Annotated in this window: 9 protein-coding genes; 1 reads left to right on the forward strand and 8 read right to left on the reverse strand. The window is 65.8% G+C overall.

The genetic code is table 11. The features are described from left to right. Positions 1–189: 189 nt before the first annotated feature. Positions 190–1,431 (forward strand): hypothetical protein, encoded by a 1,242-nt coding sequence (locus tag ABZT18_RS26805; RefSeq protein ID WP_355252771.1) that lies wholly within the window; start codon positions 190–192, stop codon positions 1,429–1,431. 28 nt (positions 1,432–1,459) lie between these two features. On the opposite strand, the gene ABZT18_RS26810 is transcribed toward ABZT18_RS26805, so the two are convergent. The 8 genes from ABZT18_RS26810 to ABZT18_RS26845 all read right to left on the reverse strand — a co-directional run bounded on the left by ABZT18_RS26810 (position 1,460) and on the right by ABZT18_RS26845 (position 11,599). Further along, positions 1,460–1,897 (reverse strand): VOC family protein, encoded by a 438-nt coding sequence (locus ABZT18_RS26810; protein WP_355252774.1) that lies wholly within the window; start codon positions 1,895–1,897, stop codon positions 1,460–1,462. Positions 1,898–2,049: 152 nt separating this feature from the next. Continuing rightward, complete coding sequence (locus ABZT18_RS26815; RefSeq protein WP_355252777.1) at positions 2,050–5,133, reverse strand: DUF3427 domain-containing protein; 3,084 nt, start codon at positions 5,131–5,133, stop codon at positions 2,050–2,052. Positions 5,134–5,185: 52 nt separating this feature from the next. Then, positions 5,186–6,265 carry a macro domain-containing protein gene (locus tag ABZT18_RS26820; RefSeq protein ID WP_355252780.1) on the reverse strand — a complete coding sequence of 360 codons (1,080 nt, stop codon included), beginning with the start codon at positions 6,263–6,265 and terminating at the stop codon, positions 5,186–5,188. Continuing rightward, positions 6,262–6,951 carry a DUF4433 domain-containing protein gene (locus ABZT18_RS26825; protein WP_355252783.1) on the reverse strand — a complete coding sequence of 230 codons (690 nt, stop codon included), beginning with the start codon at positions 6,949–6,951 and terminating at the stop codon, positions 6,262–6,264. Before ABZT18_RS26825 ends, ABZT18_RS26820 begins: the two co-directional genes overlap by 4 nt. Before the next feature lie 3 nt (positions 6,952–6,954). After that, positions 6,955–8,553 carry a restriction endonuclease gene (locus tag ABZT18_RS26830; protein ID WP_355252786.1) on the reverse strand — a complete coding sequence of 533 codons (1,599 nt, stop codon included), beginning with the start codon at positions 8,551–8,553 and terminating at the stop codon, positions 6,955–6,957. Positions 8,554–8,891: 338 nt separating this feature from the next. Then, a complete protein-coding gene (locus ABZT18_RS26835) occupies positions 8,892–9,446 on the reverse strand; it encodes a GNAT family N-acetyltransferase (RefSeq protein ID WP_355252789.1) in 555 nt (184 codons plus the stop codon). Beyond that, positions 9,443–10,735: a hypothetical protein gene (locus ABZT18_RS26840; protein ID WP_355252792.1), complete on the reverse strand. Its 1,293-nt coding sequence runs from the start codon at positions 10,733–10,735 to the stop codon at positions 9,443–9,445. Before ABZT18_RS26840 ends, ABZT18_RS26835 begins: the two co-directional genes overlap by 4 nt. Before the next feature lie 345 nt (positions 10,736–11,080). Beyond that, positions 11,081–11,599 carry a flavoprotein gene (locus ABZT18_RS26845; RefSeq protein ID WP_355252795.1) on the reverse strand — a complete coding sequence of 173 codons (519 nt, stop codon included), beginning with the start codon at positions 11,597–11,599 and terminating at the stop codon, positions 11,081–11,083. Between the last annotated feature and the right edge of the window lie 71 nt (positions 11,600–11,670).

The raw sequence follows: 11,670 nt of genomic DNA on the forward strand, positions 1-11,670 counted from the left end.
GATCAATGACGGAGCACAGCCTTCCATGCAGCTCTATATTTAGTCCAGCCGATATCGAGTCCGAAGGGCACGCCCCGACGCGGCCACAGCCTGGGCGTCCGTCAAATCTCTCCTTTCGGGAACAAAGGGATGCATCGATCCTTGGAGCGTTCCCTGTCACGTACGTGAGCGGTTGTACCACGTGTGACCGTGACCTCACTGGCACGCTCCCCCTGGCGGACCGCCTGGGCCGAGCGCGAGAACGAGCGGCGGCAGCGCGCGTACCGCGACGCCATCGACGCCTGGCTGCGCCGCAACGACCATTTGGTCCGGCTCCGCATCGAAGCCGCCGGCTTCCTCGGGTGTACGCAGCCACGCACCGGCCTGCCCGTGGACCTCGACGACGACGAACTCGTCTTCCGCGTCGTCCCCAGCGCCGAACTGGTCGAGGCCGAGGCGCGGCACGTCCCCGGGCTGCCAACGACTGGCCCGTGCGACTTCGCTGAGGTTTCGGGTGAAGCCATGCCGGCGGGCCTGCGGATCGTCGACATCGGCATGGCTGTCGTGACCAGCCGGCGGGTGGCGTTCGCCGGGAGCGAGCGTCGGCGCGAGTGGACGTACGCGGACCTGGTCGGCGCTGCCCACCACCCCGACGTGCCGGTCACCCTGCTGCCGGACCACAGTCGACTCGCGGGGCTGCTCGTCCCGGCCAGTGCCGTGGTGAACTTCCGCTTCTATCTGGCGCTCGCCGTCGCTGCGGCTGCCGGGGATCGCGCTGCCGTTACGGCGCAGGCCGACGCGCTGCTGGCCGCTCATCAGGATGCTCGGCCCACACCGCTGCCGTTGGTGGGGCCGGAGGAGGCTCCGCTGGCGGCGGTACGCCCCGACCGCCGAGCGCTCGGTGCTGCCGCCGTCGCGACGGTCGTGTTCGCGACGATAGGTCCCGGCGCTCTGGGTCCTCACGCACTGGGGTCGGAGCAGACCGCTCCTGTGCAGCGGGCGGAGATCGTCGCCATGGACGTTCTGAGGGCCGGGGAGATCCTTGCTCCGGTCCGTCCCGTCGGGCCGGTGGCACCCAAGGTCGGGCCCGGATCGGTCGGACGCCCGACGCCGGACCTGCCGAACGGCGGATCGAGCACCGCCGCACCCGTTCGGCCAGCGGCCTCGGCGTCCCGCCCGAATGCCTCGGCTGTTGTGGCACCGCCGGTCGCGGCCCCGGTGCCGATTGCTACGCCGTCCGTCCCCCCGACCTCATCGGCCAGTTCGGCTCCGACACCTGGCCCGGTCCCCATCACGGGCTCGCCCACGGCCGCCCCTTCGACGCCGCCCACCGCGACGGCCTCGCCGACGCCTTCGTCTGATCCCGCACTGCTGAGGCTCTGCCTTGACCCCCTACAGCTTCCGTTGCTGGATCCGCTGCTCTGCCCGTCTCCAGCGCCCGTTTCTGGATGAGTCGCTTCTGCCCGGGGGCCTGTTCGCCTTATTCCGTGGCGCTGAAGTCGGGGACCGTCAGGGTGCCGTCCGGACCGAGAGTGAAGCCGGGGTTCCAGGCGATCTCCCAGATGTGGCCGTCCGGGTCGGCGAAATAGCCGGCGTAACCGCCGTAGAACGTCTCCCTCGCCGGCTTGGTCACCTCGGCACCGGCCTTGGTAGCTGTGGCGATCACCTCGTCGACCTCCGCTCGCGAGCGGACGTTCTGGGCCAGGGTGATCCCACCGAAGCCGCGGGTGCCCGGATCGTCGATGCCGGCGTCGTCGGCCAGTTTGTCCCGGCCCCAGAGGACGAGGGCCAGGCCGCCGGCCTGGAAGAAGACCGTCTCCTCGACCTCCTGGCCGTGCCAGCCGAGCTGCTCGTAGAAGGCTTTCGCCCGCGCCACGTCCGCCACGCCGAGGGTGACCAAGCTGATTCGCTGTTCCATATTCGTCACGCTAGTGGCGGGGTGTGACGTACGGCCTGCGTTCGTTCGCCACGGGGCAGGAGCCGTGGTGCCTGGAGCCTCTTAACTAGCTTCGCCGCACACACGGACGCTGCCTGACCCCGGCCAGCCGGACCGGGCTGGGCCGGAGAAGGCTAGGCGGCGATCGTCCGAGCGGTGGCGTACACGTCGGCGGGTAGGGCGTGGTGGAGCTTCCACAGGACTCGCATGGGCCGGTCGCCGGTGTGCGACTCGTAGGTCGTGGTGCCGGCGTAGAGGTACGGCGGTGCACCCAGGTCGCGGTCGGCGATCCGGGTTTCCCGAACGAAGAGGTGCACGGTCGAGCCGCCCGACGTGTAGCGCTGCCCGGTCGCCGACGTGGCCGAGGTGGTGCTCTGCGACTCCCACTGGAACAACGTGTCGGTGATGGCCCGGTCGGCGTACATGGTGGTGGGGGAGTAGTGCGCCTCCGACTTGACCAGGGTGACGAAGAAGAGGTCCGCTTGGGCGTCGGGCAGCCACTTCACCCCCTCGCGGAGTGAGCCCGGGTTGGGCATTCCGAAGGCGGCGCACGCCTCGTTGCGGCTGTATCGAGCGTGCACCCGCAGCGGCACCGCACCCGGGCCGGCGGTTGGTGTGACCCGGTGGATGCGATCCCGCAGTACCTCGGCGACCTGCCGCAACTCGGTGCAGCGCGCCGGCTCCTTCCACAGTCGTGCCAGCCGCTCGCCGCGCGTGGCTAGGGGTGCGTTCGGCCCCCAGAGGCTGAAGTGCAGCATGTCCAGCAGTCGGCCGTTGCCTGCGTACACCTGCTGACCTGGCGCAGGCGGTCCGGCCGCAACCCGAGTCAGCAGCTCCAGCCGGTCGACGTCGTCGGTGTGCAGCATGCGACCGATGGCCCGGCCCAGCTCCCGGTCGTCCGGGCCGGGCGCGGATGTCTCGATGCCGGCGAGCCGGCGCAGCCCAGCCCAGCCGCCGATGCTGGCCGACCGGTACACGTCCTCGATCTCCAGGCCGGTCTCCCGGAGGAACGTCGCCAGGCTGACGTCACCGAGCTGCCGCAGCTCCGCGATCAGGCCGGGCTTCGACGTCGGCATCGCCTTTTCCAGGTTGCGGAGCACCACCTCCTTCGCCACCCGGTCCAGCTCGACATGGCAGCCACTGGGCAGGCTCGGGAAGTCGTCACGAACCGCCTCGGTGATCGCCCGCCGGCTCACGCCGGTTAGCGCCCGCCAGCGCAGGTCGAAGCGGAAGTTGGCGTGCTGTCCGCCGATGAAGTCGAGCACGGTGAGGCAGGGCTTGTCGTCGTCGAGGCGCAGCCCACGGCCGAGCTGTTGCAGGAAGATCGTGGCGCTCTCGGTGGGCCGCAGCATCAGGATCGTGTCGACCATGGGCAGGTCAACGCCCTCGTTGAACAGGTCCACGGTGAAGAGCACCCGAAGCTTGCCGGCCTTGAAGTCCCGCAGCATTCCGGCCCGATCGGTGCCGGCCCGCGAGGTCACCGCCGCTGCCTCGACACCGTGCTTCGTGAACCAGGCGGCCATAAACTCGGCGTGCCCGATGCTCACGCAGAACCCAAGTGCCCGCATGCGCCTGACGTCCACCTTGTCGCGGACCGCGCGCAGTACCAACAGCGCCCGAGCATCATTGCCGGTGTAGATGGTGTTCAGCTGTGTCGGGTCGTAGCCCTGGCCGCGCTTCCAGGTGACGTGCGACAGGTCCACGTCGTCATGCAGCCCGAAATACTGGAACGGCGCCAGCAACTGCCGCTCCAACGCCTCCCACAGGTGCAGCTCAACGGCCGCGCGGCCGTCGAACCACCGGCGCACGTCGCCGCCGTCGGCCCGGTCAGGGGTCGCCGTCAGCCCCAGGAGTACGCGGGGACGCAGCCGCTCCAACAGCCGGGCGTACGTGGGTGCCTCCGCATGGTGGAACTCGTCGACGATCACCATGTCGTACGCCTCGGGGTCGACCTCCCGGCGGTGCAGCGACTGGATGGAGGCGAAGACGTGCTTCCAGCCGTTCGGCTTCTCGCCCGCGACCAGCGTCTCGCCGAAACTGCCGTCCCCCATAACCTGCCGGAACGTCGAGAGGCTCTGCCGCAGGATCTGCTCCTGATGAGCGACGAAGAGCAGCGAGTCTGCTCGTCCCGCCTTGTGTAGCCGGCGGTAGTCGAGGGCAGCGACGACGGTCTTGCCGGTGCCGGTGGCCATCACCACGAGGTTGCGCCAACGCCCGTGCACCAGCCGCTCGGCGTCCAGGTCGGCGAGAATTTCCGCCTGGTACGGGTACGGGCGCACGTCCAGGTTCGAAATCTGGGTCGGGGCCTCGTCGCGGCGCTCACCACTCAACGCGTGCCGCAGCCGCTCGGCGTCCCTGGCCTTGTCGTACGTCTCGAACGCCGGATCGTTCCAGTAGTCCTCGAACGTGGCGGTGAAGGTGTCGATGACGTGCGGCTGCTCCATGTTCGAGATGCGGACGTTCCACTCCACGCCGTCCACCAGCGCGGTCTTCGACAGGTTCGACGAGCCGACGTACGCGGTGGTGGTGCCGTTGGACCGGCGGAACAGCCATGCCTTGGCGTGCAGCCGGGTGGTCCTGGTTTCGTACGACACCTTGATCTCGGCGCCCAGTTCGGCGAGCCGGTCGAGTGCCCGTTGATCGGTTGCGCCGAGGTAGGTGGTGGTGATGACGCGGACCTTGCCGCCCCTGGCGATCAGCTCGCGGATGGCTGGCTCGACGATGCGCAGGCCGTACCACTTGATGAACGCGCACAGCAGGTCGACGCTCTCGGCTGACGCCATCTCGTGGTTGACCTCGTGGCCGATGCGGGGCTGATGGCGGCCGTTGACCAGGAGCGCGCCGGTGGAGAGCGGAGTGGTGGGGCGCTGCGGGAAGGCTGGTAACGCGGGAGGGGTTGGTGGGGCGGCGATGGCGTGAAGCAGGTGCTTGGCGTCTGTTACCTGGTCCTGTTGGGTCGCCGCCTTTGGGCTCAGCGTGGCGATGGCTTCGGCGATTTGGTTCGCCAGGTCGACCTGGTGGTGGAGCTTGTCGTCGCTGTTGGGCAGGGACTGGAGGGCGCGGGCGGCCAGCGCGGCGATGTGGCGGGCGAGGGTGTGGTGGGCGTCGGCGGGGTCGAGTTTGTGGTGTTGGACCAGGGCGGGGTCGACGTGCTGGAGGCGGTCGGCCAGCTCACGGGTGATTAGGTGCTCGTAGATACCCCGCTCAAGATCCGTCATCCTGACAGCTAATCAGCTACGGCGCCGGGAGTAGACCCGCGGCACGATTGATTTAGGCACTGGCCAGCACGGGAAGCAATCCTGCTGACTGCAGGCGTTCGTACGCCATCTGAATGTGTGCTGGGGTGAACAACCTCGCCTTGCGACCACTCCAAGCCTGGACTCGCTCGATTAACTCACCGAGTTCGTTGGTCGGAGGGGTCAGTTCGGCGGCGTAGTGCACGGTGGCCAGCAATTCGAGGCTGTATGGCGCCTCGAAGCCCTCAACCAAGCTGGCTAGCCGCTCTAGCGAAGGCCTTGTTGGCGAGCCGTGCGGTTCCAACCATGCCGACACGGCCTCCGTCGTTCCGGCTGTCAGGCGGATTGGCTGGAAGTCTTCGACCCGGGCGCTGCGGTCGCCGAAGCCGGTCAGGTAATGCCCTTCAAGTCGGTCGAGGACCTGGTTCAGATTATCGGCATAAGGTCCATACCGTCCCCGGCTGAACTTTAGTCGGAGCGGCTGCCCCAAAACCTGAAGGAAGTAGGCGATCTTCTGGATCTCCAGCACGGTCACCCCATCCCGAGGCTCCAGCGCTCCTGCCCGTTCGAGGTAGCGGTCGATGGCGCAGAGGAGGGTTGCGCGGCCAGGAGTCAGCGGAGGCTTGGTCGTTGCCACTGGCATGTCCGCGGGGTTGGGAGCACCTTCCGGCGGAAACATTAGAACCCGAACCTCTGGTAGGTCAGCGAAGCTCCGCTCTATCAGTGGCCGGATCTCCTCCCAGTCCAGCCCTCCGTTACCGCATCCCAGCGCGGGCACGGCCAGCGAGGAGATCCGATGGTCACGGACGACGCGAACAAGGTCGTTGAGGCCGTCCTTGATATCCGTCAGTTTCGAACTGGTGCGCCAGTGACCTTTCGTGGGGAAGTTGATCACGTAGCGTCTTGGACCTAGGAGAGCCGAATCAAACAGGAACATTTCGCCCAATTTGACCTCTTTGGCAGCGCAGGCTGCCCGGTAGGCGGCGTAGTTCGCCGGGTAGGCACGCTTGAACTGCAGAGCTATCCCCTTGCCCATCACACCCACGGTGTTGACGGTGTTGACCAGGGCCTCGACGTCAGCGGTCAGCAGGTTGCCGTGAGCAATGACGATCATTCGCGTGCCTCCCCCCGTCGGAACCCGTAGTACCAGTTCGGTCTGACATCAACGTACGCGTCGATGATGCCAGCATCCCGTAAGACCTGCCTCAGCTGTTCCTGTCGCGCCGGCGTCCGTACGACGTAGCCCGCCAGTAGATCGAGAGGGAACTCACGGTGGACCAGCAGCTCGGCCATTCGACGCCGGACGCGGTCGGGGTCTTCCGGCAGGTTCCTCCAGATCCGCTCGCCCATCAACGCCCAGTCGACGAGTTCAGCAAGGTCGTCCAGAACTCCTGAGAAACTTGTCAAGGTTGCGGCGCAGTTGCCGTCGCTCGCGACCCAGCTCAACTGGGCGTGATGCACCTTCTCGAGCGAGCTTACGAGGTAGACAAGTGGATCGTCTCCGTCTGGGTAGCAACCCTGCGTTCCGTCCTGATGCTCCCGGGCGATACGAAACATCATGGGTGAACGCGGAGCGAAGTAGAAGGGCACGTAGTCAGCGACCGCTCCACCTGGAGGGCATGGGACGGCTCGTCGGCGGCGGCTGGCTTTGATATCGGGGGCACCCACGTTTGTGGCCAACCTGGTACCCACCATGCTGTCGGCGAAGAGCCGGCCTACGGCGAGGATGGCCGGCAAGTTCTCGATGTGAGTGAAGTGCAAGATCCTGGTTTGGCTCGGCTGACCGGCTGGCCCGGGCATCGATCAGTCCAGGTCAGTTGGATCGATTCGGGCCTTTACTTCCGCGTGCTCGGCGAGTAGGTAGAGCAGGTTCGAGCCGTCGATCAGCTCTAGTGGCTTGCCGGAGGCGAACTCGTATGAGGCAGGCCCGTATCCGCTTGTTGTCACCAAGATCCCCTTAGACGCGCCTTCGTTCTGTAGGGTCCCATAAAGGTCGCGGACAGAAGAAACGTCGACGGTGTTGCGGTAGCGTTTCGCCTGAATGACGACCTTGCCGCCAAAAATGGGTCGAGGATCGAAGGCCACGCAATCCACGCCGCCGTCCCGTGACGCGCGCGTTTGTTTAGTGTCGAGGCCCATCTTGGTGAATAGGTTTTGAATAAGGCTCTCGAACTCGCTCGGCGTCAGCCTTAGAAGGTTTGGTCGCTGGTCGAGGTCAGCCAGCACGTCAACCTCATCGATGAATCGCTTGTCTACCATGTCGAACTCAAGCACCGGTCGAACTGGCGCAAGGGCCTCGGGACGCTTTGACACCGAGGCGTTAAGGTGTTGCAGACATGCGGCTGGCTCGACGCTGCGTAGAGTCAGGGCGGTGAACACTTGCCGGGTCGTACGGAGTGTCACGAGGCAGGGCTGAACAGCAGTGCCAGTGCGCGGGTCGGTCGTGTCGACGATGCCGTTAAAGACGATCGTGTCTACCAGTCCTGCGCGGTCGGACTCGAAGAGTTCGTGGATGGTCCGCAGAGTCACTTGGCTCACGGTGCTTGCGTAACGTTCCTTGACTTCCTTCGCTGGGCGCGCCACAGTGCTGATCTCATCGCGCACTTTGACGTAACGGTATTCCCGCACAGCTGGAATCACGTCCAACGTCGGTAGGTGGTATTCCACCACGAGTTGCCGGGATTCGGGCACGTATGCCAAGCGGTAGTGCTGGGGGAAGTCGTCGGGGTAGACCGAGTTGCCGAGCACCATCCCGAAGTAATCCACCACCGCGGCGGGATCTCCGGCAGCCACTGCGGCCGCGAAGCGATCTACCTCAGCGTTGTGCGCCTTAATCTCGGCTTCGATTTTCGCACAGTCCTGTTGGTATCCCTGGTAAGCGATAGCCAGCCGGCGGTGCCGATCGGCCTCTGCGGCTGCGTGCTGCGCCTGAGCCTGCCCGAAGGCATGTTGCGCCTGAGCGAGATGCTGCTGATATTTGGCCTGGCCCCCGAATAGCTTTCCAATGCCCGACGGAGCAAGCGGTTCGAAGCGTCGCCAATCCGGTGGTGGCAGGGGAGTGCCGAGAGGTCCCGGCTGGAAGGGCGGATGCTTAACCGATTTGCGAAGTCGTCGGAAATCAATGTGATCGTCCACGTTAAGCGTGGCCAGCAGTAGTTCATCGAGCTCGTCTATGCGCGCCTGCAGGTCTGAGTTGTTTGCCGCGACCTCGGCATTGCGCGCCTCCGCGTAGAGCCGCTTGCGTTCTCGGTCATCCGCGGCAGACGCACGCTCTGCGGCCTTCCTGGCGCGATCTGCCTCGCGGTGAAGGTGTTGATGGTGCCGGTATGCGGCGGCTTGAGCCTGCCTTTGGGCGCGCTCCTGGCGAGCCTGCGCCCGCTGCATCTCCTTGAGAATCCCCACGCCATTCCTAAGGTCGCGACGACTGCGGTCCGGACACCATAACCAGCAATCGAGCATTCCGATACCCGCTGTACGGTTGTACTCGATACCGACGGAACCTTACGTCCTGCCTTGTTCGTATTCATTGGCGTTCTCAGTGTCGGATCTCGGACAGAATCATCCGCGCGTTGCGGCCGGGGTGATCCTGGTTGCTGCACTTGGCGGACGCTAGCCTCGATACTTGAGAGACCTGTCAGGTGAATTTGGGGAACGCATAGCGTTAATGGCAGCAGCGGATCTATTGCTGAATCTTTTTCCGTGCGCCTCGCATCTTTCCTGGACCACCCCGGTTAGCCACTTTAATGAGTGTGGGTCCCTGCGGCGTTGCGAACCAAGACATCGAAGACTGATGCATTTTCCCAGTTCGGCTGGAGCTTGGTGATCTTGCTCCAGCCCCAGGAGCGGTACGCGGTCTGTGCGGCGAAATTGTCAGGACGGGCCAAGAGCGTCGTTCGGGGCTCTGCCCGGCTGCCCATCAGGTCATCATGCAGCGCCCTCGCGATGCCCTGACGGCGCCAGCCGGAGTGCACCAGCAACTCGCTGAGCGCGAAGGTGCGCTTCCCGTCCTCCTCGGTGAACCCGGGCGGCACCGGCTCGTGGATGCCGTCCCACCAACGCGTCTGCGGAGGTAGCGGAAACCCATAGATGTACCCGACCAAGGCCCCGTCTACCGTTGCAGTGACCAGCTCCCACCCAGCCCGCTGCATGTGCAGGTCGAGCTGACGCCGGAAACAGTCCTCGTTGTAGAACTCGCCCCGGCCCGTGTAGACCTTCAGGTAGAGGTCTACGAGCTGATTGAGGAGCACCTCAGCCTCGTCGGCGCTGTGATGGCGGAGTTGCAAGCCTTCGATCACCCACTTACCGCCTGGTCGTAGGCGTCGACGAACTGGCGCGTCGCCGCGGTCGCCTGCCGTGGCACCGCCAGGTTCGAGCGCACCTGCGCAAGGTGCCGGCTAATCCGCCCCGAGTTCATCTGGCTCACCGCGGGCAGGACGTCCAGCGCGATGCGCGCTGCGTCGTTGACGTCGCCCTGCTGATACGCCGCTTGAGAGAGGTGCACGGTGTAGTAGACCTGGTTGCGTCGATGGCCCGGCGACGGATTGGCAATGATTGCGCGGAACGACTGAGCCGCACGGTCGGGCCTGTTCAGCGCGAGGTAGGAAAGCCCCTGGATGCCGTTCACTTCTTGCTCGTTCACGAAGTCCACAAACCCCGGATCATCCTCGTGCGGGCCGCGCTCCAACTCGCGGCGAGCCTTGGTCATCTCCCGGCTGAACCCACTCGCATCCGTGAGCACGGCGTAGGTATGCGCCCTCCGGAGATGTAACAGCGTGGTGAGGCGAGGTGTCGCCCATCTGGCGGAGACGCGTAGCGCGGCCTCGGCGCAGTGCAGCGACTCGCCGGGCTGACTTTCGCGGAGCAGCATAGATAGCTGTGTCAGCGCCTGTACTTCCATACGAGGGTCGTCGGCGATGCGGGCACGAGTAATGGCCTCGTTAAGGTAGGGCCTGGCTTCGGGCCTGCGCTCAGCATCGGTAGCGAGCCACGCGGCCTGGATGCCGAGGTCAGCCAGGGCGCTTTGGAGGGCATCGCCGACTTGTCGGCTGTAGTTCGCCCTCGCCGCCCAAGTTGAAAGCCTGGCGTGCGCTTGGACGGCAACGTCGCAGAGCTGGTCGGCACCGGCTGCCGCATCGGCTCGCCGGAAATCTTGAACCAGCGAACTGGCCAGTCGTACCTGGTCCATGCCAATGTTCCTGGGCACCTCGGCAGGGCCCGTGAGCAGGTATGGGTGACCGGCCGCGGCGAGTCCCGCGAGCGCGGCCATTGCATTGAAGCGTCGCCGGTCCGTAGCGCCACCCCCTCCGGTTGATGCCCCCTCCACGGTAACCGCCATGGCCGGCAGTTCGCCCTGCTCAGTCGTCTGGTCGTGGGCATGGGGATTGATTGCTGTGTCGTCCGATGCGCAGTTGTCGGCTCGGTAAGGCTGATCAGGAAGACCGAACCAGAGGCATGAAGCGGGTATCCCGAGAAGCTGTGCCCAATGTGCCAGCCGGTCCAGGTGCACCAGCGGCGGCCCGTTCTCCACCCGACTCAACTGCGCCTGCGTGATCCCCAGCCAGTCCGCCACCACGGTCTGGGGCAATGCGACTCGTCCGTGGTACGGATGGCATCGGTAGGCCCTGATCACCCGCCCCAAATGCCGCTCCGCCAACCCTCGCCGGACCGGCTCGTGGTCCCAAAAGCTCGCCGGAACCACCGGCGGCGTACTCAGCCGATCCCGTTCGGCGGCCTGGCAGGGCGTACACCGTCCGCTGTCGTTGTCCCGGGCCAGTCGTCCGCCGCACCGAGGGCAGTTTGCGTGTGTCACCGGCGGCTCCATCCGTCTCGCCTCATCGAGCCTATCCATTGAACACGGTGCGTGGAGAGCTGGTATACGCACCACGCATATCTTCAATGACTGCCAAACAAGGGAACAGACGGCAGTTGCTCAGGATGGGCGAACCATCCGCAGCGCCTCGATGACCACGGCCCACCGCTCCGGCCCGTGCGCCGAGTCCAACGCCTTGCCCTCGGCGACGACAACACCGGCAGCGCGCAGCACCGCCAGGTGACCGGCGTAAGCCGGATGCGCGGCCAACTCCGCCTTGACGTGCGGAAAGGCAACGATCGGTAGGCCCGCGCCCAGCGACTCGTTGAGAACGCCGAGCGCCAGGGTGTTGTTGATGCCCAGCGCCCACTTCGCGATCGTGTTGAACGTGACCGGCGCGGCCAGCACCACATCAGCTGGTGGGTGAGGCTCAGGGTCGCCGGGCATTCGCCACTCGACGCGTACGAGATAGCCGGTCTTGTCTTGCAACGCCTCCCGGTCGAGCCACGGCGCGGCGGTGGGGCTGACGATCAGGCACACCCGCCATCCGTCGGCGATCAGCAGGTCGACCAGCTCGTGAATGTGTTCCGCCGGACCCGCGGCGCAGACCACCAGATACAGGACCGGACATTCCATCATGCCCGCAGTCTGCCGGACTCGGGCGGCGTGTAGTCGAGCGCATACACAACGCGCATGCTGCCGACGATCAC

It is taken from the genome of Micromonospora sp. NPDC005291 (assembly GCF_040607415.1).
In the GTDB taxonomy this organism is placed as follows: domain Bacteria; phylum Actinomycetota; class Actinomycetes; order Mycobacteriales; family Micromonosporaceae; genus Micromonospora.

Bases quoted from the DNA above. Each gene is read 5' to 3' on its own strand.
- ABZT18_RS26810 (WP_355252774.1), bottom strand. From the start codon at position 1,897: ATGGAACAGCGAATCAGCTTGGTCACCCTCGGCGTGGCGGACGTGGCG.
- ABZT18_RS26815 (WP_355252777.1), bottom strand. From the start codon at position 5,133: ATGACGGATCTTGAGCGGGGTATCTACGAGCACCTAATCACCCGTGAG.
- ABZT18_RS26820 (WP_355252780.1), bottom strand. From the start codon at position 6,265: ATGATCGTCATTGCTCACGGCAACCTGCTGACCGCTGACGTCGAGGCC.
- ABZT18_RS26825 (WP_355252783.1), bottom strand. From the start codon at position 6,951: ATGCCCGGGCCAGCCGGTCAGCCGAGCCAAACCAGGATCTTGCACTTC.
- ABZT18_RS26845 (WP_355252795.1), bottom strand. From the start codon at position 11,599: ATGATGGAATGTCCGGTCCTGTATCTGGTGGTCTGCGCCGCGGGTCCG.